This is a genomic window from Cellulosimicrobium arenosum, assembly GCF_014837295.1.
In the GTDB taxonomy this organism is placed as follows: Bacteria; Actinomycetota; Actinomycetes; order Actinomycetales; family Cellulomonadaceae; genus Cellulosimicrobium; species Cellulosimicrobium arenosum.
The window spans coordinates 22,677-45,025 of sequence record NZ_JACYHB010000018.1 but is presented as its reverse complement, the minus strand read 5'-3'; the positions used below and the strand labels follow the sequence as shown (position 1 = coordinate 45,025).

The following is a 22,349-nucleotide window of genomic DNA, read 5'->3' as shown; positions in this document are numbered from 1 at the left end:
CTCGCCGGCAGGGACCCGCCGTCCGACCGTGGGTCGGGGGCGGGGACGACGTCGCCTCAGGCGCGCCCGGGGGTGGTCAGGACCAGGTCGTCGCGGTGGACGATCTCGCGGTCGTAGCCTGCGCCCAGGTCGTCACGCAAGGCGCTCGTCGTGCGGCCCAGCAGGTCCGGGATGTCGCGCGACTCGAACGCCACGAGGCCGCGGGCCACGACGTGCCCGTCGCGCGTCACGAGCTCGACCGGGTCGCCCGCGTCGAACTCTCCCTCCACGGCGGTGACGCCCGCGGGCAGGAGGGACGCTCGCCCGCCCTGCACGGCTCGCACCGCGCCGTCGTCCAGCACGAGGCGACCTCGCGTGCGCGCGGCGTGCGCGAGCCACAGCCGACGCCGCGTGGTCCGCCTGCCGGTGGCCGCGAACCAGGTACCGACCGCGTCGCCGGCGAGCGCGGAGGCGGCGTTCTGCGCCGTGGTCAGGACGACGGGGATGCCCGTCCCGGTCGCGATCGACACGGACTCGATCTTGGTGAGCATGCCACCCGTCCCGACCGCGCTCCCCCGTCCCGTGACCTCGATCCCCTCGATGTCGGCCGGGGAGTGCACCTCGGCGATGCGCTGCGTGCCGGGGCGCGAGGGTGGACCGTCGTACAGGCCGTCGACGTCGGTCAGCAGGACCATCGCGTCGGCGCGCACGAGGTGGGAGACGAGGGCGGCGAGACGGTCGTTGTCGCCGAACCGGATCTCGTCGGTCGCCACGGCGTCGTTCTCGTTGACGACGGGCACGACGCCGAGGTCCAGCAGCCGCTCGAGCGAGCGCTGGGCGTTGCGGTAGTGGCCGCGGCGCACCGTGTCCTCCGCGGTCAGCAGCACCTGGCCGACCCGCAGGCCGTGCGTCGCGAACGCTTCCGTGTAGCGGGCCACGAGCATGCCCTGGCCGACCGAAGCCGTCGCCTGCGCGGTCGCCAGGTCGCGGGGCCGGGCCGTGAGGCCGAGCGGGCCGAGTCCCGCCGCGATCGCGCCGGAGGTGACCAGCACGACCTGCCCGCCCGCGGCACGGCGCGCGGCGAGGACGTCGACGAGCGCGCGCAGCGCGGCGAGGTCGAGGTGGCCGTCCGCCCCGGTGAGGGACGACGACCCGATCTTGACGACGACGCGGTGCGCGGTGGCGATCTGCGAGCGGGAGGACAGCGCGTTCACTCCCCCATCATCGCGGTTCCGGAGCGGCGCCGCTGCCGGTTCCACGCCGAGCACGAGCTGTGACGTGCTGCTGGTCAGTCCGCCTCGGGATCGGTCCACGTGCCCGCCTCGCGCTCGGTCCACAGCTCGCGGCGCGCCTCGGCCTTGGCGTCCATGCGCTCGTGGTGCTCGCGTCGCTTGTCCGACCGCGTCGGGCGCAGACTCTCCTCGAGCCGCAGGTCGGAGCCGCGCGGGCCGCCGAGCAGCTCGGCACCCGTCATCAGCGTGGGCTCCCAGTCGAACACGACCGCGTCGGTGTCGGTACCGATCCGCACCTCGTCGCCCGCGACCGCGCCCGCCTTGAGCAGCCGCTCCTCGACGCCGAGCCGCGCGAGCCGGTCGGCCAGGTAGCCGACGGCCTCGTCGTTGGTGAAGTCGGTCTGGCGGACCCAGCGCTCGGGCTTGGCGCCGCGCACCTGGAACCAGAAGTCCGTCGCCCCGCCCTTGCGCGCCACCGTGAAGCCGGCCTCGTCCACGGCCCGTGGCCGCAGCACGACGCGTGCGGGCTCGGGTGCCGGGGCCTCGGCGCGGGCCTTCTCCACCAGCTCGCCGAGCGCGAACGTGAGCTGGCGCAGCCCCTCGTGGCTCGCGGCCGAGATCTCGAGCACACGCAGCCCCCGCGCCTCGAGGTCGGGCTTGACCAGGTCGGCGAGATCCCGCGCCTCGGGGACGTCGATCTTGTTGAGCACGACGATGCGAGGTCGTTCCATGAGCGGCACCCGGCCGCCCTCGATCTCGAGGTCCCCCGCGTAGGACGCGAGCTCGCCCTCGAGCACGTCGAGGTCGCTGATCGGGTCCCGGTCCGGCTCGAGCGTCGCGCAGTCCAGCACGTGCACGATCACCGCGGTGCGCTCGATGTGGCGCAGGAACTCCAGGCCGAGACCCTTGCCCTCGCTCGCCCCGGGGATCAGGCCGGGCACGTCCGCGACGGTGAAGCGGGCCGAGCCTGCCTGCACCACACCGAGGTTGGGTACCAGCGTGGTGAACGGGTAGTCGGCGATCTTGGGCTTGGCCGCGGAGATCGACGCGACGAGGGACGACTTGCCGGCGCTCGGGTAGCCCACGAGCGCGACGTCGGCGATCGTCTTGACCTCGAGGACCAGGTCGCGCTCGTACCCCGGCTCTCCGAGCAGCGCGAACCCCGGCGCCTTGCGCCGAGGCGACGACAGCGCGGCGTTGCCGAGCCCGCCGCGACCACCCTCGGCCGCCACGTACTCCGCGCCCGGCCCCACGAGGTCCGCGAGGACCTTCCCGTCCGTCGTCTTGACGACGGTCCCGTCGGGGACGCGCAGCACCAGGTCGCCGCCGTTGGCGCCGTCGCGGTCGTCACCCATGCCCTGGGTGCCCGACGTCGCGTGGCGGTGCGGCGAGTGGTGGTAGTCGAGCAGCGTGGTGGTCTGGGGGTCGACGACGAGACGGACGGTCCCGCCGTCACCGCCGTTGCCCCCGTCGGGCCCGGCGAGCGGCTTGAACTTCTCCCGGCGGACCGACGCGCAGCCGTTGCCACCGTTCCCGCCGGAGACGTGCAGGACGACGCGATCGACGAACGTGGCCATGGTCTGATCCTCTCGCAGGGGCGCGGACCGTGGTGGCCGAACCGGGGACGAACAGCAGGAGGGGCGCACCGCGTCGGTGCGCCCCTCCTGCGACAAAGCTGCTGGGTGCTGCTCAGCCCTCGACGGCGACGACGTCGATGACCTTGCGACCGCGACGCGTGCCGAACTGGACCGCACCGGCGGCCAGGGCGAACAGCGTGTCGTCGTTGCCGCGGCCGACGTTGTCACCGGGGTGGAAGTGCGTGCCGCGCTGGCGGACGATGATCTCGCCCGACTTGACGACCTGACCGCCGAAGCGCTTGACGCCCAGACGCTGGGCGTTCGAGTCGCGACCGTTGCGCGAGGAGCTCGCGCCCTTCTTGTGTGCCATGACGAACCTGCTTTCGTGCTGAGGAGGAGGGTGCCGGGGCGACAGGCGTTCAGCGGGACCGTGGTCCGCGCCGCCTGCCGCGGAGGATCACTTGATGCCGGTGACCTTGAGGCGGGTCAGGTACTGGCGGTGACCCTGGCGGCGGCGGTAGCCGGTCTTGTTCTTGTACCGCAGGATCGTGATCTTCGGACCCTTCTCGTCCCGCACGACCTCGGCGGTGACCTTGACCTTGGCGAGCTTCGCCGCGTCGGTGGTCACCTTCTCCCCGTCCACCAGCAGGAGAGCGGGCAGCTGCAGGGACTCACCGACCTTGGCGGACACCCGGTCCACCACGACGATATCGCCGACAGAGACCTTCTCCTGGCGGCCACCGGCCTTGACGATCGCGTACACCACGTTGCTGCTCATCTCTCCTAGTCTTGGCGTGCTCGTCACGGCGAGACGTCTTGGGGAACTCCGACCACGCCGCGGCGTGCGAGTGCGAAACGTCCGTGGGCACACGGGACCGGCGCGCCGATGACGCGCCGACGTTCAAGACTACGGACCGGCGAGGAGCAGGTCAAATGCGCTCCGCCTGCCCGCATGCGGGCGGGACCCGGAAGCCCAGCGCGGCCTCAGGCCGGCGGGTGGTGCCGGGACGAGCGCATCGGCAGCGGCTTCGGGGCAGGCAGGTTCTCGACGACGGAGACGAACCCGTCGTGTCACCCTCCGAGGCATCCTGGGCCCGCGTGGCCACCGGCAGCGCGAGCGCCCTGACAGGACCATGACCTCCATGAGCTGCTCACCCGCCGGGGCGGACCGCCCGGTGGCGCCGGTCCGCCTACGCTGAGAGGTCGGAGGTGGTCGCCATGGCCGGGACCGACCGGGTCGCCGAGGTGATGCGACGGGTCGATCGGCGCCACTTCCTGCCGCGGGACCAGCGTCGTTGGGCCGCGGACGACAGGCCGCTCACGATCGGTCACGGCCAGACGAACTCCCAGCCCTCGACCGTCGCGGCGATGCTCCGGCTCCTCGACGTGCCGCCCGGCTCGCGGGTGCTCGACGTCGGTGCAGGGTCCGGCTGGACGACAGCGCTCCTCGCCCGTCTCGTCGGGCCCACGGGGCAGGTGGTGGCACTCGAGCGTCACGCCGACCTCGCCGCACGTGCTGCGGCGAGCGTGCGCGCGTCGGGCCGCACGCCGTGGGCCACGGTCGGGACGGCCGAGCCGGGTGCTCTCGGCGTGCCCGGCCAGGTGTTCGACCGCGTGCTCGTGTCCGCCTCCGCGTCCGCGCTGCCCACGTCCCTCGTGGACCAGGTCGCTCCTGGCGGGCGCATGGTCGTGCCGGTCCGCCACACGATGGTCCTCGTCGTGCGGGACCCGGACGGTTCGGTACGCACGACCGAGCACGGGAGCTACACGTTCGTGCCGCTCGTCGAGGACCCGCCCCAGGGCTGAGTGCGCCACGGCGCCGTCGGCAGGTGCTCGCGGCACCGGGCCTCGTAGGACTCCGCCCCGCCGACGTGCGCGGCGACGGGCGCGAGCGCGTCTCCCGGCGCGAGCGGCGGGTCGTCGACCACGGCGTCGGGCAGACCGTCGGGCACGAGACGCACGTGGAAGGCCGCGTCCGCGCCGCAGACCGCGCACGCAGCGGTGAGGTGGTCCACCCGCTCCGCGAGCGACGCGAGCTCGGGCAGCGGCGGGAACGGGCGAGCGTCGAACGTCACCGACAGGCCCGCGACGACCACGACCACCCCCACGTCGGCGATGCGCTGGACGACGTCGACCAGCGCGTCGCCGAAGAAGTGCGCCTCGTCCACGGCGAGTAGCTCGACCGGCGGACGCCCGTCGCCGACGGCGCGGGTGACGGCGCCCGCGAGGTCGGCAGCGTCGCGGACGGTGCGTGCAGGAACCGCGGCCCCCGTGTGGGTGCTGACCTGTCCGGTCCCGCGACGAGTGTCGAGCACGTGCGTGACGACCTCGACGCGCCGGCCGTCGGTCCGGGCGGCACGGACACGCCGGAGCAGCTCCTCCGTCTTGCCCGCGAACATCGGGCCGGCGACCACCTCGAGCCGCCCTCGCGCCGTCATGGTCCTGCGGGCCTCGGCGCCGGCTCGCGCACGCGGTCGTGCCCGTCCCCCGGCACGAGCTCCGGCCGCACGCCTACCGCCCCTGCAGCCAGCGGGCCTGGCCGACGAGCGACTGGAGATAGCCCACGCGGTGGAACACGTCCGCCCGCTGCACGTCGTTCATCACCGGGATGTTCTCGACGTGCGCCTGACCGTTGCGGGCAGCGACCCCGACGGTCACGAAACCCGAGACCCGGGTCTCCTTCGCCAGCAGGAACAGCAGGCTCAGCAGGAAGAACCAGACGAAGATCAGGCAGAGGACGATCGCCCAGGTCGGCGTGTGCGTCGTCACGTGCGTCTGATCGGTGGCGGACACGTTGACCTCCCCGAGCGGCCAGGACCCGCTCGGGGTCACCACGTACTGCGGCGTCGCGTGGACGTTGCCGATCGAGACGACGAACTGCACTGGCTGGGGTCCGGTCGGGAGGTCCATGGTCACCCGGCCGAGGATAGTGCTCCGGGCCGATGTCAGCGCGGGTGCGTCCACTCCTCGCGCAGCACGCCCATGACCACCGAGTCGTAACGCGTCCCGTCGACGACGCGCGCGCGGCGGAACCGAGCTTCCTCGACGAAGCCGAGAGATCTCCCGACGCCCAGCATCGCGGCGTTGCCCGACCAGGTCGCGAAGTCCAGGCGTACCCAGGACGTCGTCGCGAACAGCTGGTCCACCCAGAGACGGACGGCCTCGCGACCCAGCCCCTGTCCGCGACGGTGGGTCGGATAGATCCCCACGCCGATCCGCGCCCACTGCGACTCGGCCGACTCCCAGGACCACGAACAGGTCCCGACCAGTCGGTCCTCGGCGTCGGCCACGACGACGCGGCGAGGTGGCAGGCCGTCGTCCGAGAGCCCCTGCGGGTGCGCGGCCTCGACCGACGACGACGTGCGCAGGCGGGCGACGAGGGCGTCCGCCTGCGCGTCGTCGGGCACCGGGTAGTACGGACCGTCCCACCGGTGCCACTCGTGGTGCGGGCGCAGCCAGTCCCGGAAGTCCGCGAGGTCCTGCGCCCGCCATCCCCGCAACGTGACGTTGCCGCCGGAACCGCCCGCGCCGTACGTCGGCACGTCGGACGAGGTCACTGCTGCGCCTCGACCTCCGGGTTCGTGCTGCCGGCTGCCGGCTCGGAGGTCTCCGTCGTCCCGGCGTCGGCCGACGCGGCGTCCGCGTCGACCGTCGTCGCGGCCGACGCGGAGCTCTCGTCCTGCCCGGCGTGGTCGGAGCTCTCGTTGCCGTCCGCGTGCTCGCCGTGCTCGTGGGCGTGCGCGGCCGCTGCCGCGATCGTCGCGAGCGTCGCCTTGACTGCGGCACGCGCCTCGGACGTGACCTCGGGCAGGACCGGGACGGGAGCGTGCGGCTGAGCAGCGGGCTCCGTGGAACCTGAGGCCGAGCCGGACCCGCCGCGCTTGCGGCGCGTGCGGCGCGAGCCGTCGCCGGAGTCGTCCCCGGTCGACGCACCGTGCTGGTGGCCGTTGCCGCCGCCGTTCTTCTCGACCGGGTCGGCGTGCACGACGAAGCCACGGCCGTGGCAGTGCTCGCAGGTCGAGCTGAACGCCTCGACGAGTCCCTGCCCGACGCGCTTGCGCGTCATCTGGACCAGTCCGAGCGAGGTGACCTCGGCCACCTGGTGCTTGGTCCGGTCCCGGCCCAGGCACTCGACCAGGCGCCGCAGCACGAGGTCGCGGTTCGACTCGAGCACCATGTCGATGAAGTCGATGACGATGATGCCGCCGATGTCGCGCAGCCGCAGCTGGCGGACGATCTCCTCGGCCGCCTCGAGGTTGTTGCGCGTGACGGTCTCCTCGAGCGTCCCGCCCGAGCCCGTGAACTTGCCCGTGTTGACGTCCACGACCGTCATCGCCTCGGTGCGGTCGATGACGAGCGACCCACCTGACGGCAGCCAGACCTTGCGGTCCATGCCCTTGGCGAGCTGCTCGTCCACGCGGTGGACGGTGAACACGTCCTGGGTACCGGTCCACTTGGACACGCGCTCGCGCAGGTCCGGGGCGAGCTCTTCGACGTACGAGGAGATCTCGCTCCACGCATCGCCGCCCTCGACGACCAACGAGCTGAAGTCGTCGTTGAAGATGTCGCGGACGACACGGATCGCGAGGTCCGGCTCGCCCTGGAGCAGCACCGGTGCGCTGGACGACTTCTTCGCCTTGGTCTCGATGGCCTCCCACTGACCGCGCAGGCGCTCGACGTCGGCCCGCAGCTCGTCCTCGCTCGCACCCTCGGCCGCGGTGCGGACGATGACGCCCGCGCCGTCGGGCACGACCTCCTTGAGGATCTTCTTCAGCCGGTTGCGCTCGGTGTCCGGGAGCTTGCGGCTGATGCCTGTCATGCCGCCGCCCGGGACGAGCACGAGGTAGCGGCCGGCGAGCGTGACCTGTGCGGTCAGGCGCGCGCCCTTGTGCCCGATCGGGTCCTTCGTGACCTGCACGAGGACGGGGTCGCCGGACGACAACGCGTCCTCGATGCGGCGCGGCTGGCCCTGGAGACCCGCAGCGTCCCAGTTCACCTCGCCGGCGTACAGCACGGCGTTGCGGCCCTTGCCGATGTCGACGAACGCGGCCTCCATGCTCGGCAGCACGTTCTGCACGCGACCGAGGTAGACGTTGCCCGCCATCGACACCTGCGACTGCTGGGACACGTAGTGCTCGACGAGCACCCCGTCCTCGAGCACCGCGATCTGCGTGCGCCCGTCCTGCTCGCGCACGACCATCGCCCGCTCGACGGCCTCGCGGCGCGCGAGGAACTCCGCCTCGGAGATGATCTGACGGCGGCGCCCTGCGTCGCGGCCTTCACGGCGACGCTGGCGCTTGGCCTCGAGACGCGTCGACCCCTTGAGCGCCGTGACCTCGTCCGAGGCCGTGCGCTCGCGCGACCGGCCACGGGTGTCGCCGCCCTCGCTGCGCCCCCCGCGCCGACGACGCCGGCGGCGACGGCTCGATCCGCCGTCCTCACCGTCCTCGTCGCTCCCGGTCGAGGCGCCCGCATCCTCCTCGGAGGACGTCTCGGCGGACTCGTCGGCGGTGTCCGCCGTCGTGCTCGGCTGCCCGTCCCCCTGGTTCGCCGAGGCGTCCTCGGCGGCCGGACCGGGCTCACCGTTGCGACCGCGTCGGCCACGCCCGCCGCGACGACGGCGACGGCGACGCTGCGCGCCGTCGTCCTCGGTGTCCTCGGTGTCCTCGTCGGCCTCCGCACCGATGTCGACGGAGTCCGTCGCCTCGGTCCCGAGATCGGATCCTGACTCGTCCGGCGCGAAGTCCTGCGCACCGAACGTGGTGCCCGCGAGCGAGACGCCCTCGGCGACCAGCTCGGACTCGATGAGCTCGACCTCTTCGGCAGCAGCGAGGTCGGTGCCCGTCAGCGGCGCGTCCTGCGTCGACACGTCGTTCGGTTCGCTCGCCCGAGGCGTGCTCTCCCGGGGCGTGCTGCCCTGAGGCGCGCTCTCCTGAGGCTGTCCCTGCTGGGGTGCCCTCTCCTGGGGAGCGCCCGCCGCGCGGCCGGCCTTCCCGCGGCGCGCCCGCGTCCCCGTGCTCTTCTGGGACGAGGACCGTGCGGGCCGCTCGGTCGCCGTCGCCGCGGTCGTCGGCTCCGGCGCCGGGTCGGACGCGGCCGGGACCTGCTCCGGGGCGTCCGTGGGCTCGGCGTGGCGCGGCGGGCCCGCAGGGCTCTGGGCACGGCGAGGGCGCCGCGGGGCCTTCGCGGGATCGGGAGCCTGGAAGAGCAGCGCCGTCGTCGCGAGCCGGGGTGACCCCGACGTGGACGCCGGCTTGTCACCGGGCTCGACCGCGGCGGACGCGTCGGTGCGCTGATCCGCCGCGGGTGCCTTCGCCTTCGAGGTCCGCTCCCGCTTGTCGGCCTTCGCCGGCTCGTCGGCGGGCTCCGTCGTCGCGCTCTTCGACGTCCGCGAGCCCTTGGCTCCGGCACGGGTCGACGCCGCCCGCCTCTTCGGTGCGGTGGCGGAGTCCGTCGCGGGCTCGGACGTCACCTGGTCCGGCTCCTCCGGGGTCTCGCCCGGGACGGCCACCTCGGCCGGCACCTCAGCAGGTGCCTCGGCCGAGCGGCGGGTCGTGCGTCGTGCGCGCGGCTTCTTGGGGGCCGGAACGTCGGCGGCGCTCGCGTCCTCCGGCTTCTCGGCGGAGTCGGTCGACGCTGCGCCCGTAGCGGTCGCCTGTCCACGCCGAGCGGCCTCCGCCCCGGCCAGCAAGGCGTCCGGGTCCAGCGCGACCGACTTCGCCCGCGACCTGCGAGCCTTCGTCGACGACGGCGCCTCGTCGCGACGGCCGAGCTCGGAGAGCACGTCGAGAGCGGGGCGCGCATCGCTCGGCGCCTCGGCCGGCTCCCCGCCGGTCGGTGCAGCGCCGGCTGGTGCGTCGCCAGAGGGTGTGTCGCCAGAGGGTGTGTCGCCGGAGGGTGCGTCGCCGGACGCCTCGCCCGTCGCCGTCCCGGACGAGCGGGTGCTGCGCCGTGCGCGACGAGGCTTGCTCGCCGCCGCGGGCTCGTCGGCCGGGGGGTTCGCGCTCTGCGCCTCGGGTGCCGCGGCCGGGGCGACCGGCCCGTCGGGCTGCGCCGTGCCGGCGGGGTCGACGACCCCGGGCAGCACCACCGGCTGGGGAGGTGCCGCGGTGCGCGTCGCGCGGCGGCGCGCAGTCTTGCGCGCCCCTGAGGACGAGCCGGAAGTCGTCTCGCCCTCTTCCGAGGGTGCGGCGGACGTGTTGTCGGAAGTGTTGTCGAGCGTCACGCGTCGTGCTCCTGTGCCACAGGAGCCGCCCCGCACCGTGCGGCCCCTCGGGGCGGTCGGTCGTCGCTCGCGACGAGCGCACCGCAGCGCGTCGTCCGGCGACGGAAGTCGTCGGTCACAGCTGCTGCGCGCTTGGACGGCACGGGCGCCTGCCGACCGGTCCCTTCGTGCCCGGGGCGGCGCGCCGGCTGCCGCGGTCCGCGGTGGCTGCGAGCTGTGTTCACCGGCGAGCGATGCGGTGCCCGCCAGGTCGCACCAGTATCGCACAGGGGCGCAGGTCGACCCGATCGACACGCGTCGGGGTCCCGGTCGCCGGACCCGCCCCACCGGCCGCCCTCGCCGGGTCGGAACACTTGTGAATAACCTCACAAGCGGCGGTTTTCCGCCGCTCCCGGTCCACGGGCGCCTCGCCGATACGGCAGATTGGGCCTACCGTCGGACGGGGGACACGTACTCCCGTGCCCACCGCCCGCCGTCGTCCGTCCCGACCCTGCCGGCCCCCGAGGAGCGCACGTGGAAGCCCTGGAGCTCGCCCGGTGGCAGTTCGCCATCACGACCGTCTACCACTTCATCTTCGTGCCGCTGACGATCGGGCTCTCGCCCCTCGTCGCGATCATGCAGACCGCATGGGTCCGCACCGGCAACGAGCGCTGGCTGCGGCTGACCAAGTTCTTCGGCAAGCTGCTGCTCATCAACTTCGCGCTCGGCGTCGTGACCGGGATCGTGCAGGAGTTCCAGTTCGGCATGAACTGGAGCGAGTACTCGCGCTTCGTCGGTGACGTCTTCGGCGCACCCCTCGCGATGGAGGCCCTCGCGGCGTTCTTCATCGAGTCCACGTTCCTCGGCCTGTGGATCTTCGGCTGGGACCGGCTCAGCAAAAAGGTCCACCTCGCGTGCATCTGGGCCGTCGCCATCGCGACGAACGCCTCGGCGTTCTTCATCCTCGCCGCCAACTCGTGGATGCAGCACCCGGTCGGTGCGGAGTACAACCCCGAGACCGGGCGCGCGGAGATGACCGACATCTGGGCGGTGCTGAGCAACAACACGCTGCTCGCCGCGTTCCCCCACCAGATCACCGCCACGTTCCTCACGGCCGGCACCTTCGTCGCGGGCATCGCGTCGTGGTGGATGGTCCGGCTGGTCCGCACGCGCGAGGCCGAGAAGGTCGAGCTCGCGCGCCACGTCTACCGGCCGGCGGTCCTGCTCGGCGTCGTCGCGATGCTCGTCGGCGGGATCGGGGTCGCGGTCACCGGAGACGTCCAGGGCAAGATCATGTACCAGCAGCAACCGGGCAAGATGGCGTCCGCGGAGGCGCTGTGCGAGGGCACGGAGTCGGCACCCTTCTCGATCCTCACGATCGGGGACCTGTCCAACTCGTGCGAGGGCGTGAACCACGTCATCGAGATCCCCGGGCTCACGAGCTACCTCGGCACCGGCCACTTCTCGGGGCCCGAGAGCTACCTGCCCGGGGTCGAGGACGTGCAGCAGGAGTACACCGAGCGCTACGGCGACGTGACGCTCGCCGGCGACCCGGTCACGTACACCCCGAACCTCGCGATGACCTACTGGTCGTTCCGCCTCATGATCGGGATGGCCGCGGGGTCGATCGCCCTGTCGCTCGCCGCACTGTGGCTCACCCGACGCGGCCGTGTCACGGACAAGGTGTGGTTCTCGCGGCTCGCGCTCGTCGCGATCCCCATGCCCTTCCTCGCCAACTCGTTCGGGTGGATCTTCACCGAGATGGGCCGCCAGCCCTGGGTCGTCGCTCCGAACCCCACCGGGATCGACCAGATCCGCCTGCTCACGGAACGCGGCGTCTCCGAGGTCGTCGGCCCCGGCGTGGTGCTCACCTCGATGATCGCGTTCACGCTCCTGTACGGCGCGCTGGCCGCGGTGTGGTTCACCCTCATGCGCCGCTACGCCGTCGAAGGTGTCCCGCTGTCGGTTCGGGACGAGTCGCCCGAGGCGCAGGAGCCGCCCGGTGACGACGACCCCGACCAGGCCGACCGCCCGCTCTCCTTCGCGTACTGACACGCCGCCGACCCGATAGGACGCCCACCGTGGATCTCGCCGTCGTCTGGTTCCTGCTCATCGCGGTCCTGTGGACCGGCTACCTCGTCCTCGAGGGCTTCGACTTCGGGGTCGGGATGCTCCTGTCGATCCTCCCCCGCGGCGCCAAGGAGCACCGGGAGAAGGAGCGCCGCGTCCTGATCAACACCATCGGCCCCGTCTGGGACGGCAACGAGGTGTGGCTGCTCACGGCCGGCGGCGCGACCTTCGCCGCGTTCCCCGAGTGGTACGCGACCCTCTTCTCGGGCTTCTACCTGCCCCTGCTGCTGATCCTGCTCGCGCTCATCGTGCGCGGCGTCGCGTTCGAGTACCGCGGCAAGATCTCCGACCCACAGTGGGCCCGGCGCTGCGACGTCGCGATCCAGGTGGGCTCCTGGGTGCCGGCCGTCCTGTGGGGCGTCGCGTTCGCCAACCTCGTGCGCGGGGTCGACCTCGACACGGACCACCAGTTCGTCGGCGGGTTCTTCTCCCTGCTCTCGCCGTTCGCGCTCCTGGGCGGGCTCGTCACGCTGAGCCTGTTCCTCCTGCACGGCACGGTGTTCGTCGCGCTCAAGACCGACGGCGAGATCCGCCACCGGGCCCGGCGGCAGGCGACCGTCTTCGGCGTCGCCGCCCTGGTGCTCGCGGGTGGCTGGGCGGTATGGGCCCAGCTCGCCTACTCCGCCCCGTGGACGTGGCTCGCCGTCATCGCGGCGGCGGGCGGCCTCGTGGCCGCGCTGGTCGCGAACTCCCGCGGTCGCGAGGGCCGGGCTTTCGGCGCCTCCGCGCTGACGATCGTGGCCGCCGTGGTCCTGATCTTCGGGTCGATGTACCCCGACGTCATGCCCGCGACCGACCCGGCCAACTCGCTCACGATCCACAACGCGTCGTCGACGGACTACACGCTCACCGTCATGACCTGGGTGGCCGTGATCCTCACACCGCTCGTCATCGCGTACCAGTCCTGGACGTACTGGGTCTTCCGCCGTCGCCTGTCGACCAGGGACATCCCGGCCCCGGCCGGGCTGTCGCTCACGAAGGTCCGCGAGGCGGCGTTCGGCGGGGCGTCGTCGGGCGGCGCCGCCGGCCGCGACCTGACCTCGGGCGACGACCGGGCACCCGACGCGTGAGGCCGCTCGACCCGCGGCTCCTGCGCCAGGCGCGCGCAGCGCGGGGGTACGTCGTCCTCACCGCCACGCTCGGGTTCGCGACCGCGGGGCTCGTGGTCGCGCAGGCGGTCCTGCTCGCTGCGATCCTCGCGCCCGCGATCCAGGGCACGGCCACGCTGCCCGACGTCGCGGGCCCGGTCGGCCTGCTCGCCGCGGTCGTCGCCGCTCGGGCCGCGACGGCCTGGGCGCAGGAGCGCTTCGCGCTGCGCGCCGCTGCGAGGACGGTCGCCGAGCTCCGCGAGCAGGTCGTCGTCCACGCGACGGCGCTCGGACCCCGGTGGCTCACGAGCGGTCGCGGCCCCGCCGTGGCGACCCTCGCGACCAGAGGACTGGACGACCTCGAGCCGTACCTGGTCCGCTACCTCCCGCAGCTGCTGCTCGCGGCGACCGTCACACCCGCCGCGCTCGCCGTCGTGCTCGGGCTGGACTGGGTCTCGGCGGTCGTCATCGCGGTCACCATCCCGCTGGTCCCGTTGTTCATGGTCCTCGTCGGCCAGCTCACGGCCGGGACCTCCGAGCGCCGACTGGTCGTCGTGCAACGGCTCGGCTCGCAGGTGCTGGACCTGCTCGCGGGCCTGCCCACGCTCCTCGCGTTCGGTCGTGCCCGCGGGCCCGAGGAGCGCGTGCGTGCGCTGGGCGAGGCGAACCGTCGGGCGACCATGGGCACGCTGCGCGTCGCGTTCCTGTCCGGCATGGTCCTCGAGCTGCTCACGACCCTGTCCGTCGCGATCGTCGCCGTCGGGGTGGGGCTGCGGCTCGTGCACGGCGGCATGGACCTCGAGCCCGCCATCGCGGTGCTCGTCCTCGCCCCCGAGGTGTACCTGCCGCTGCGTCAGGTCGGGATGCACTTCCACGCCTCGACGAACGGGGTCGCGGCCGCGCAGCAGGCGTTCGAGGTCCTCGACGAGGCCGTGCCCGAGGCGGGCCGGCGGCACGCACCGCGTCTCGCCGGGTCGACCCTCACGCTGCACGGGGTGGGCGTGCGCGCGGGTGACCGCGACGTGCTCGCTCCCGCCGGCCTCGACCTCGTCCTCCCGGTCGGACCACCCGCGCGAGCGGGCCGGGTCGCGACAGGTCGCGTCGTCGCGCTCACCGGGGCGAGCGGGGGCGGGAAGACGACGGCGACCCTCGTCCTGCTCGGACTGGTCGTGCCGGAGCACGGCCGCGTCACGTGGACGACGCCGGACGGCGAGACCGTCCCCCTCGCGGACGTCGACCTCTCGACCTTCTGGCCGCAGGTGGCCTGGCTCCCCCAGCGTCCGGCCCTGACGCCGGGGACCCTGCACGAGGCGGTGACGGACGGTGCGGACGTCGACCCTGCGGCCGTCGCCCGGGCAGCACGGACCACGGGGCTCGACGACGTCGTCGCGACCCTGCCGGACGGCTGGGCCACCCCGGTGGGACGTGGCGGGGCCGGCCTGAGCGTCGGCCAGCGCCAGCGTGCGGCGCTCACCGCCGCGCTGCTCGGCGACCCCGCCGAGGTCCCGCTCGTCGTCCTCGACGAGCCGACCGCCCACCTCGACGCCCGCGGCGAGCAGGTGGTGCTCGACGCCGTGCGCGCGTGGCGCGACCAGGGCCGGACGGTGGTCGTCGTCGCCCACCGCGCCTCGTTGGTCCGCGTCGCCGACCTGGTCGTCGAGGTGACGTCGGCCTCGACCGCGACGCCGGGCGCGGGGTCGAAGGCACCGGTGAGCGCATGAGCCGGACCACCGGGCCGGACCGTCGCGGTCGCGTCGGAGCCCGCGAACGGGTCGCCGCCGATCCGTTGTGGCAGGCCGTGCGTCTGCTCGACGTGCGTTGGAGCCGCGTCCTGCGGGCGGTCGTCCTGGGCACGCTCGCCCTCGGCAGCTCGGTGGGTCTCGCCGCGGTCGCGGCCTGGCTCATCGCGCGCGCGTCGCAGATGCCGCCCGTCCTCACGCTCTCCGTCGCCGTGGTCGGCGTGCGCGCGTTCGGGATCTCCCGCGGCGTGTTCCGCTACCTCGAACGACTCGCGTCGCACGACGTCGCACTGCGCGGCATGGCATCCCTGCGCGCCAACCTGTACGAGGCTCTCGCCACCGGGTCGCCCGCCGCGCTCGTGCGGTTGCGGCGCGGTGACCTGCTCGCCCGGGTCGGGTCCGACGTCGACGACGTCGGGGACGTCGTCGTGCGGGCGCTCGTCCCGGCCGGCATCGCCCTCGGCGTCTCGGCGGGCTCGGTGCTGCTGGTGGGGGCGTTCCTCCCGGCGGCGGGCGTGGCGCTCGCGCTGTGCCTCGTGCTCACGGCCGTCGTCGCGCCGTGGTTGTCCGCGCGGGCCGCGCGCGGGATCGAGGAGCGTGGGTCGGTCGCGCGCGCCGCGATGACCGCCACGACGCTCGAGATTCTCGAGGACTCGGGTCCGCTCGCCGTCTCCGGGAGGCTGCCCGCACGGTTCGACGACCTGCGCACCGCGGACCGGGACCTGGCACGATCGCGCGACGACGGGGCCCGGACCGCGGGTGTCTCTGCCGGGATCGGCGCTGGCGCCGTCGGGCTCGCCGTGCTCGCGTCGCTGCTGCTCGGGCTGCCCGCCCTCGCGTCGGGCGCGCTCACGCCCGAGGAGCTGAGTGTCGTCGTGCTCACACCGCTCGCGGTGTTCGAGGCCGCGAACGCGCTGCCGGGCGCCGCGGTCCAGCTCCACCGCTCGCGGCAGGCGGCACGCCGCGTCATGTCCCTCCTGGAGGTGTCCTCGACCCAGCACCGTGGCAGGTCGCCCCGTGCCGGGCACGTCGCCGGCCCCACCAGCGGACCAGCGCCTCCGATCGATCCCGGGCCGTCAGGTGCCGACAGGTCGCTCGTGCTCGACGGCGTCGCCTGCGCCTGGCCCGGCACCGGACGTGTCGTGGTGGCGGGCGTGGACCTCGCTCTCCGGCCGGGGCGGGCCGTCGCACTCGTCGGGGCGTCCGGCGTCGGGAAGACGACCCTGCTCGCGACCGCCGCGGGGCTGCTCCACCCGGCCGGCGGGAGCGCGACGCTCGACGGCACCGACGTCGGCTCGCTGCCCCGCGAGACGGCCGCACGCGGCGTCGTCCTCGTCGCCGAGGACGGCCACGTGTTCGACACGACGCTCCTGGAGAACCTGCGCGTCGCACGCGGCGACGTCACGCCTGCCGAGGCCGAGGCCGTGCTGCACGAGGTCGGCCTCCAGGGATGGCTCGACCGGCTGCCCGACGGTGTGGAGACGCTCGTCGGGCCGGACGCCGCCGACGTCTCGGGCGGCGAGCGCCGGCGGCTGCTCGTCGCCCGGGCGCTGCTCGCGCCGGCCCCGCTGCTCCTCGTCGACGAGCCGGCCGAGCACCTGGACGCGCTCACCGCCGACGCGCTCGTGCGACACCTGGTCGCCACGACGCGCACCGCCGACGGCGCCGAGCGCGGTCTCGTAGTCGCGACGCACCGGCTCAGCGCGCTGGAGGACGTCGACGAGGTCGTCCTGCTCGGCCACGCCCCCGGTGACCCGGACGGCCCCGCCTGCGTCGTGGCCCGCGGCACGCATGCAGAACTACTCGACGTCCCCGCGTACCGCTGGGCGCTCGCCCAGGAGGACGCCGTCCCGCGCTGACCCCGCGAGATCGCCCCGTACGTCCGAGATCGACCCTCAGGAGGTCGATGTCACGACCTGCGGGTCGATCTCGCGGATGCGGGTCGGTGCGCTGGTAGGTTCGCGGGGTTCGGGAAGGCCCGGTGGTCGAGCAGCTTGGAGACAGCATGAAGATCCTCGTCCCCAACACGATCGGGCTCGACGTCCGGTCGCCCGACGACGAGGTCGTGGTGTACGACGCCGCGGCGTCGCTGCCCGAGGGCGCTCTCGACGCCGAGGTGCTCGTCGCCTGGGCCAACTCGCCCGACAACCTCGCGGACTGCGCACGCCGGCTGCGGGACGTGCGCTGGGTGCAGACCCTCGCGGCCGGGCCGGACGCGGTCCTCGACGCGGGGTTCGCGCCCGACGTCACGATCACCTCAGGGCGTTCGCTGCACGACGGGCCGGTCGCCGAGCACGCCCTGGCGCTCGTGCTCGCCGCGGTGCGCCGTCTCGACGTCCTCGGTGCGGCGCAGCGGGAGCACCGATGGGACCGGAGCGTCGTCGCCGGACAGTCGGACCCCGCGACGTCGGGCCGCTTCACCCTCGACGGCGCACGCGTCGTGGTCTGGGGCTTCGGCTCGATCGCCGCACGCCTCGCTCCCCTGCTCGCCGCGCTCGGGGCCGAGGTCACGGGGGTGGCCGGGAGCCGGGGTGAGCGGCACGGCTTCCCCGTCGTCACCGACGACGAGCTGGCGTCGGTGCTGCCCACGGCCGACGTGCTGGTCTCGCTCCTGCCGGCGACGGAAAGCACGCGTCACGCGTTCGACGCGCGGCGGATCGACCAGCTCGCGGACCACGCCGTGTTCGTCAACGTCGGGCGCGGGTCGACTGTCGACGAGGACGCGCTCGCGAGCGCGCTGCGGGCCGGTCGGCTCGGAGCCGCCGCGCTCGACGTCACCGAGACCGAGCCGCTGCCCGCGGGTTCGCCGCTCTGGGCCGCGCCGCGGCTGATCCTCACCCCGCACGTCGCGGGCACCCGTCCCCAGCGCGCGTCGGACCTCGTGAACGAGAACCTCGCGGCGTTCCGGGCCGGCCGCACGCTGCGCAACGTCGTCGACCGATGACCGCGGCCGAGGTACGCATCGGCCAGGTGGCTCCGAGCGCTACCAGCGCCCGTTGCGCGGGCGCGGCTGGCAGCGCGGGCAGGTGTACGCCGAGCGGTTCATGAACTCGTCCCGCCGTACCGGTGTCCCGCAGCGCGGGCACGGCTCACCCTCCTGCCCGTAGACCGCGAGCGAGCGCGAGAAGTAGCCCGACCGCCCGTTCACGTCGACGTAGAGCGCGTCGAAGCTCGTGCCGCCCTGCGAGAGCGCCTCGGTCATGACCTCGCGGGCCGCGTCGAGCAGGCGGATCGCCTCGGTGCGACGCAGGGTGTCGGTCGCCCGTGCGAAGTGCAGCCGCGCGCGCCACAGCGCCTCGTCCGCGTAGATGTTCCCGACGCCGGACGTCACCGTCTGGTCCAGGAGCGCCCGCTTGATGCCCGTGCGCCGGCGGCGGACCGCCGCGACGACGTCCTCGATCCGTAGCGCCGGGTCCAGCAGGTCGCGCGCGATATGCACGACGGGCACCGGGAGGGCGGGCAGGTCGGAGCCCAGTCCGCCGGGGGCGCCGTCGGGCGTGGGGACGAGATCCTGGACGGACAGGTGCCCGAACGTGCGCTGGTCGACGAAGTCGATCACGAGCGGGCCAGGGACCGGCTCCGGCACGGTGCCTGCCGTGTCCGCCGTGCCGGCGGAAGACAGGACGATGCGTACCCGCAGGTGCGGCGACCGCACGGCCGCGGAGTCCCCCGAGCGGACGAGGAGCTGTCCCGACATGCCGAGGTGCGCGAGGAGCGCGGCGTCGTCGTCGAGCACGAGCCACAGGTACTTGCCCCGACGGACGGCCGCCACGAGGCGCCGGCCGAGGAGCTGGTCGCAGAGACCGGTGGGCCCGCCGTCGTGACGACGCACGCTGTAGTCCCGCAGCACCTCGACCTCGGTGACGACGCGGCCGAGCACGTGCCGTGCGAGCCCGTCCCGGACGGTCTCGACCTCGGGGAGCTCAGGCACCCGCGTCGTCGCCGGCGCGTTCGGCCACGAGCGCCTGGTAGGCGCGCTCCGCGGCCTCCTGCTCGGCGTACTTCTTCGCAGTTCCCCGCCCCGTGCCGTAGAGGCGGCCGTCCAGGTGCACGTACGACGTGAACTCGCGGGCGTGGTCGGGGCCGACGGCGTCGCTCGTGTAGACCGGGGCACCCGTCCCGGCGGACGCGGCCGCCTCCTGGAGGGACGTCTTCCAGTCGAGCCCTGCGCCGAGGTCGGCCGCCGCCGTCAGTCGCGGCTCCACGAGACGCAGGACGAGCGCACGCGCCTCCTCCAGCCCGTGGCTGAGGTAGACCGCGCCGATGACCGACTCGACGGTGTCGGACAGGATCGAGTCCTTGTCGTTGCCCCGCGTGCGGATCTCGCCCTTGCCCAGGAGCACGTAGCGACCGAGGCCGAGGGTCCTCGCGATGACGGCGAGCGACTTCTGCGAGACCGTCGCCGCACGCATCTTGGCGAGCTCGCCCTCGGAGTGGTCCGGGTGCCGCCGGTACAAGGTCTCGGTCACGACGAGGCCGAGCACCGTGTCACCGAGGAACTCGAGGCGCTCGTTGGTGGGGATGCCCCCGTTCTCGTGCGCGAACGAGCGGTGTGTCAGCGAGAGCACGAGAAGCTCGGGGTCCAGCTGGACCCCGAGCTTCTCGAGCAGACCGGTTGCCGGTGCAGCCGGTGCCACGCGCCTCAGCCTGCGTGCTCGGAGCGCAGCGCCTCGGCGTACTGGCGGCCCTTGTACGTGCCGCACGTGGGGCACGCGGCGTGCGCCAGCTTGTCGCCCTTGCACTGCGGGCAGGTGGTGAGGTTCGCGGCGGTCGTCTTCCACTGCGAACGACGCGCACGGGTGTTGCTGCGCGACATCTTGCGCTTCGGAACAGCCACGGCTAGCTCTCTTTCGTCTCGTCGGACACGTTCGAGGAGTCGAACATGCTCTCCAGCGCCGACCACCGAGGGTCGGCAAGTTCATGGGCGTGCGTCGGGTCGTCCGCCAGGCGAGCCCCGCACTCGGAGCACAGTCCCGGGCAGTCCGCACGGCACACCGGACTGAATGGTAGTGCAGTGACGACCGAATCCCGTAGCGCGGGCTCCAGGTCGGCGCGGTCGTCATCGAGATCGTAGACGTCCTCGGCATCCTCGAGGTCGTCTCCCGAGTCGTGCGCCGCCTTGGCCCGCTCGGGATAGGCGAACAGCTCGCCGAGGTCGACCCGCACGGACTCGGTCACCGTGTCGAGGCACCGCACGCACTCCCCCACGGCCGTCGCGGTGGCGGTCCCGGAGATCAGGACGCCCTCCATGACGGACTCGAGCCGCAGGTCGAGCTCGAGCTCGCTGCCCTCGGGAATACCGATCACGGCAGTGCCGAGGTCGGCCGGCGCGGGCACGGTCCGCCGGACCGCACGCATCGAGCCTGGTCGTCGATCGAGCTCGTGCGTGTCGAGCACGAGCGGCGACGTCTTGTCCGCAGTGATGGCGCGCTCCAGGATGGCAGTCGGATGGGGTGGACCGGGTTCGGATCTCCGTACGGTCCGCACAGGGTGGCCGCGCGCGGCGCGGGCCAACGGTCGATCTTACGCCACCGAGGCACACGCACGCCAACCCGCGTGACGCACGACCCGGCACGACCCGGCAGCTAGCGTTCCTGCTGCGGCTCCTGGTCCCGGACGGGTGGGAACACCGCCGACGCCGGCTGCGTGCCGTCCAGCCGGTCCGCGAGCTTCGCCCGGCCCGCCCGGACCTGCGCCAGCACCCCGCCGAGGTCCGTCTCGAAGTCGGAGAGCCGCCGGTCGCAGTAGTCGTCGGCGTCGCGACGCAGCTCGGCGGCCCGTTCCCGTGCCTCGTCGACGATCTCGCGCGCACGCGACTCCGCCTGGACCACGACCTGCTCTGCCTGGACGAGCTCGATCGCCCGGGCGCGTGCCGTGGTCACGACGTCCTCGGCCTGGCGCCGCGCGTCCTGCAGGACCCGGTCCGCCTCGGCGAGCACCTCGTCCGCGTGCGCGAGCTGCTCCGGCAGGGCTGCCCGCAGCTCGTCGACGAGGGCCAGCGCGTCCTCGCGGTGCAGCCGCACGGACGAGGACATCGGGATCGCCTTCGCCGACTCGACGAGGTGGGCGAGGTCGTCGAGGATCGCGTGCAGCGGCGCGCCGCCGTCCTGCTCGTGGTCGTCGCGCCCGGTCCCGTGGGTGTCGGTCATGGGCCCTGTCCTTCCGGTCGTGGTGGTCCGCGTGCTCATCGCCGTGCTCCCGTCGCGCGGCGAGCGAGCGCCGCGCGCACCGCGTCGCCGGTGCCGTCCGGGACGAGGTCGTCCACCGGTCCGCCGTGGCGTGCCACGTCCTTCACGAGCGACGACGCGACGTGCGCCAGGGCGACGTCCCCGGCGACGAACACCGTCTCGACGCCCGCGAGGTGCCGGTTCATGAGCGCCATCGGCAGCTCGGCGTCGTAGTCCGCTCCCCCGCGGAGCCCCTTCACGACGACCGTCGCGCCGACGGACCGGCAGAAGTCCACCAGGAGGCCGGGCACGACGTCGACCCGGACGTTCTCGAGCCCCGCCGCGCTCACGGCGCTGCGAGCCAGGACGACACGTTCGTCGGGACCCAGGAGCGCGTCCTTCGCCGCGTTGTGCGCCACCGCGACGACGACGTCGTCGAACAGCGACGCCGCGCGGCGGACGATGTCGAGATGGCCCAGGGTGATCGGGTCGAACGACCCGGGACAGACTGCGGTGGTCACGTCGTCACGGTAGTACACCGGACGCCGTCGACCGGGGCAGGCCGGCTCAGGTGTCGCGGCCGGGGCCACCAGAGACCGGGGCGTCCTCGGCGTCGGCCTCGGGTGCCCCGTCCGGGCCGTCGACCACGGGGCCGACGAAGAACACGGCGGTCTCGCCGTAGTCCTTGTGCGCCAAGGTCTCCCAGCCGCCGGGCCACACCGGCTCGGGGGTGCGGGTCGAGCGCTCGACCACGACGACGGCCGCAGGGTCGAGGAACCCCGGACGGGCGAGCATGCCGAGGAGCCGGTCGAGCGACGCGGGCTCGAGATCGTAGGGCGGATCCACGAGGACGAGGTGATACCCCGGGGCCGAGCCGGTGCCGGTTCCGGTGCCGGCGACGAACGACTCCGCCGACTGCTGCACCACCTGCACCTCGAGCAGACCGAGCGCGGCCACGTTGCGGCGCGCGACGTCGGCCGCGACGCGGGCGCTGTCCACGAGAGTCACGTGCCGGGCGCCGCGGCTCGCCGCCTCCAGCCCGAGCGCGCCCGAGCCGGCGAACAGGTCGAGCACCCGCGCGTCCTCGACCGCCCCGAGGTGCTCGAGGCGCGAGAAGACCGCCTCGCGCACGCGCTCGCTCGTGGGACGGGTGCCGCGCGGGGGGACGTGGAGAGTGCGTCCGCCCACGTGTCCGGCGACGATCCTGGTCACGGTACGGCTCCTCGTCTCGCG

21 protein-coding genes are annotated in these 22,349 nt (G+C 73.6%); 6 read left to right on the top strand and 15 right to left on the bottom strand.

Annotation, left to right across the window (positions count from 1 at the left end):
* Positions 1 to 56: 56 nt before the first annotated feature.
* The 4 genes from proB to rplU all read right to left on the bottom strand — a co-directional run bounded on the left by proB (position 57) and on the right by rplU (position 3,566).
* Positions 57 to 1,184 carry a glutamate 5-kinase gene (proB, locus tag IF651_RS16690; protein WP_191830271.1) on the bottom strand — a complete coding sequence of 376 codons (1,128 nt, stop codon included), beginning with the start codon at positions 1,182 to 1,184 and terminating at the stop codon, positions 57 to 59.
* An 83-nt stretch (positions 1,185 to 1,267) separates the two neighbouring features.
* On the bottom strand, positions 1,268 to 2,788 hold the full coding sequence (gene obgE, locus IF651_RS16685) for a GTPase ObgE (RefSeq protein WP_191830251.1): 1,521 nt from the start codon (positions 2,786 to 2,788) through the stop codon (positions 1,268 to 1,270).
* A gap of 112 nt (positions 2,789 to 2,900) precedes the next feature.
* The gene (gene rpmA / locus IF651_RS16680; protein ID WP_191830250.1) at positions 2,901 to 3,158 is read right to left on the bottom strand and encodes a 50S ribosomal protein L27; all 258 of its coding nucleotides are present in this window, start codon (positions 3,156 to 3,158) and stop codon (positions 2,901 to 2,903) included.
* 87 nt (positions 3,159 to 3,245) lie between these two features.
* Positions 3,246 to 3,566 carry a 50S ribosomal protein L21 gene (gene rplU, locus IF651_RS16675; protein ID WP_191830249.1) on the bottom strand — a complete coding sequence of 107 codons (321 nt, stop codon included), beginning with the start codon at positions 3,564 to 3,566 and terminating at the stop codon, positions 3,246 to 3,248.
* A gap of 440 nt (positions 3,567 to 4,006) precedes the next feature.
* On the opposite strand from rplU, the gene IF651_RS16670 reads away from it, so the two are divergent.
* A complete protein-coding gene (locus tag IF651_RS16670) occupies positions 4,007 to 4,594 on the top strand; it encodes a protein-L-isoaspartate O-methyltransferase family protein (RefSeq protein WP_191830248.1) in 588 nt (195 codons plus the stop codon).
* Here the strand turns inward: IF651_RS16670 and IF651_RS16665 are convergent.
* The 4 genes from IF651_RS16665 to IF651_RS16650 form a co-directional block, all read right to left on the bottom strand.
* Entirely contained in the window at positions 4,552 to 5,226 is a 675-nt protein-coding gene (locus tag IF651_RS16665; RefSeq protein ID WP_191830247.1) for a thymidine kinase, read from the bottom strand. The two genes, IF651_RS16670 and IF651_RS16665, sit on opposite strands and share 43 nt — an antisense overlap.
* A gap of 73 nt (positions 5,227 to 5,299) precedes the next feature.
* On the bottom strand, positions 5,300 to 5,704 hold the full coding sequence (locus IF651_RS16660) for a hypothetical protein (RefSeq protein WP_191830246.1): 405 nt from the start codon (positions 5,702 to 5,704) through the stop codon (positions 5,300 to 5,302).
* A 29-nt stretch (positions 5,705 to 5,733) separates the two neighbouring features.
* A complete protein-coding gene (locus IF651_RS16655) occupies positions 5,734 to 6,345 on the bottom strand; it encodes a GNAT family N-acetyltransferase (protein WP_338404029.1) in 612 nt (203 codons plus the stop codon).
* Positions 6,342 to 10,013: an Rne/Rng family ribonuclease gene (locus IF651_RS16650; RefSeq protein WP_338404028.1), complete on the bottom strand. Its 3,672-nt coding sequence runs from the start codon at positions 10,011 to 10,013 to the stop codon at positions 6,342 to 6,344. Before IF651_RS16650 ends, IF651_RS16655 begins: the two co-directional genes overlap by 4 nt.
* Positions 10,014 to 10,526: 513 nt before the next feature.
* On the opposite strand from IF651_RS16650, the gene IF651_RS16645 reads away from it, so the two are divergent.
* The 5 genes from IF651_RS16645 (at position 10,527) to IF651_RS16625 (ending at position 17,893) form a co-directional block, all read left to right on the top strand.
* Positions 10,527 to 12,044, top strand: coding sequence for a cytochrome ubiquinol oxidase subunit I (locus IF651_RS16645; RefSeq protein ID WP_191830245.1), 1,518 nt, complete (start codon positions 10,527 to 10,529; stop codon positions 12,042 to 12,044).
* 29 nt (positions 12,045 to 12,073) lie between these two features.
* Positions 12,074 to 13,192 (top strand): cytochrome d ubiquinol oxidase subunit II, encoded by a 1,119-nt coding sequence (gene cydB / locus IF651_RS16640; RefSeq protein ID WP_191830244.1) that lies wholly within the window; start codon positions 12,074 to 12,076, stop codon positions 13,190 to 13,192.
* Complete coding sequence (cydD, locus tag IF651_RS16635) at positions 13,189 to 14,931, top strand: thiol reductant ABC exporter subunit CydD (protein ID WP_191830243.1); 1,743 nt, start codon at positions 13,189 to 13,191, stop codon at positions 14,929 to 14,931. The genes cydB and cydD overlap by 4 nt, the downstream gene beginning before the upstream one ends.
* Positions 14,928 to 16,808: a thiol reductant ABC exporter subunit CydC gene (cydC, locus tag IF651_RS16630; RefSeq protein WP_191830242.1), complete on the top strand. Its 1,881-nt coding sequence runs from the start codon at positions 14,928 to 14,930 to the stop codon at positions 16,806 to 16,808. The genes cydD and cydC overlap by 4 nt, the downstream gene beginning before the upstream one ends.
* Before the next feature lie 146 nt (positions 16,809 to 16,954).
* The gene (locus tag IF651_RS16625; RefSeq protein WP_191830241.1) at positions 16,955 to 17,893 is read left to right on the top strand and encodes an NAD(P)-dependent oxidoreductase; all 939 of its coding nucleotides are present in this window, start codon (positions 16,955 to 16,957) and stop codon (positions 17,891 to 17,893) included.
* Positions 17,894 to 17,932: 39 nt separating this feature from the next.
* Here IF651_RS16625 and mutM read toward each other — a convergent pair whose 3' ends face one another.
* The 7 genes from mutM to rsmD all read right to left on the bottom strand — a co-directional run bounded on the left by mutM (position 17,933) and on the right by rsmD (position 22,328).
* A complete protein-coding gene (gene mutM, locus IF651_RS16620) occupies positions 17,933 to 18,880 on the bottom strand; it encodes a bifunctional DNA-formamidopyrimidine glycosylase/DNA-(apurinic or apyrimidinic site) lyase (protein WP_191830240.1) in 948 nt (315 codons plus the stop codon).
* Complete coding sequence (gene rnc, locus IF651_RS16615) at positions 18,873 to 19,586, bottom strand: ribonuclease III (RefSeq protein ID WP_338404027.1); 714 nt, start codon at positions 19,584 to 19,586, stop codon at positions 18,873 to 18,875. The genes mutM and rnc overlap by 8 nt, the downstream gene beginning before the upstream one ends.
* Before the next feature lie 5 nt (positions 19,587 to 19,591).
* Positions 19,592 to 19,786: a 50S ribosomal protein L32 gene (rpmF, locus tag IF651_RS17470; RefSeq protein ID WP_338404026.1), complete on the bottom strand. Its 195-nt coding sequence runs from the start codon at positions 19,784 to 19,786 to the stop codon at positions 19,592 to 19,594.
* A 2-nt stretch (positions 19,787 to 19,788) separates the two neighbouring features.
* On the bottom strand, positions 19,789 to 20,346 hold the full coding sequence (locus IF651_RS16610; protein WP_338404025.1) for a YceD family protein: 558 nt from the start codon (positions 20,344 to 20,346) through the stop codon (positions 19,789 to 19,791).
* Between the two features lie 188 nt (positions 20,347 to 20,534).
* Positions 20,535 to 21,098 carry a DivIVA domain-containing protein gene (locus IF651_RS16605; protein WP_241744558.1) on the bottom strand — a complete coding sequence of 188 codons (564 nt, stop codon included), beginning with the start codon at positions 21,096 to 21,098 and terminating at the stop codon, positions 20,535 to 20,537.
* A 35-nt stretch (positions 21,099 to 21,133) separates the two neighbouring features.
* Positions 21,134 to 21,637, bottom strand: coding sequence for a pantetheine-phosphate adenylyltransferase (gene coaD / locus IF651_RS16600; protein WP_191830238.1), 504 nt, complete (start codon positions 21,635 to 21,637; stop codon positions 21,134 to 21,136).
* Positions 21,638 to 21,683: 46 nt separating this feature from the next.
* Complete coding sequence (rsmD, locus tag IF651_RS16595; RefSeq protein ID WP_191830237.1) at positions 21,684 to 22,328, bottom strand: 16S rRNA (guanine(966)-N(2))-methyltransferase RsmD; 645 nt, start codon at positions 22,326 to 22,328, stop codon at positions 21,684 to 21,686.
* Between the last annotated feature and the right edge of the window lie 21 nt (positions 22,329 to 22,349).

Excerpts from the sequence above, each read along its gene's own strand:
- obgE (WP_191830251.1), bottom strand. The coding sequence starts at position 2,788 with ATGGCCACGTTCGTCGATCGCGTCGTCCTGCACGTCTCCGGCGGGAAC.
- rpmA (WP_191830250.1), bottom strand. The coding sequence starts at position 3,158 with ATGGCACACAAGAAGGGCGCGAGCTCCTCGCGCAACGGTCGCGACTCG.
- rplU (WP_191830249.1), bottom strand. The coding sequence starts at position 3,566 with ATGAGCAGCAACGTGGTGTACGCGATCGTCAAGGCCGGTGGCCGCCAG.
- IF651_RS16670 (WP_191830248.1), top strand. The coding sequence starts at position 4,007 with ATGGCCGGGACCGACCGGGTCGCCGAGGTGATGCGACGGGTCGATCGG.
- IF651_RS16665 (WP_191830247.1), bottom strand. The coding sequence starts at position 5,226 with ATGACGGCGCGAGGGCGGCTCGAGGTGGTCGCCGGCCCGATGTTCGCG.
- cydC (WP_191830242.1), top strand. The coding sequence starts at position 14,928 with ATGAGCCGGACCACCGGGCCGGACCGTCGCGGTCGCGTCGGAGCCCGC.
- IF651_RS16625 (WP_191830241.1), top strand. The coding sequence starts at position 16,955 with ATGAAGATCCTCGTCCCCAACACGATCGGGCTCGACGTCCGGTCGCCC.
- IF651_RS16605 (WP_241744558.1), bottom strand. The coding sequence starts at position 21,098 with ATGACCGACACCCACGGGACCGGGCGCGACGACCACGAGCAGGACGGC.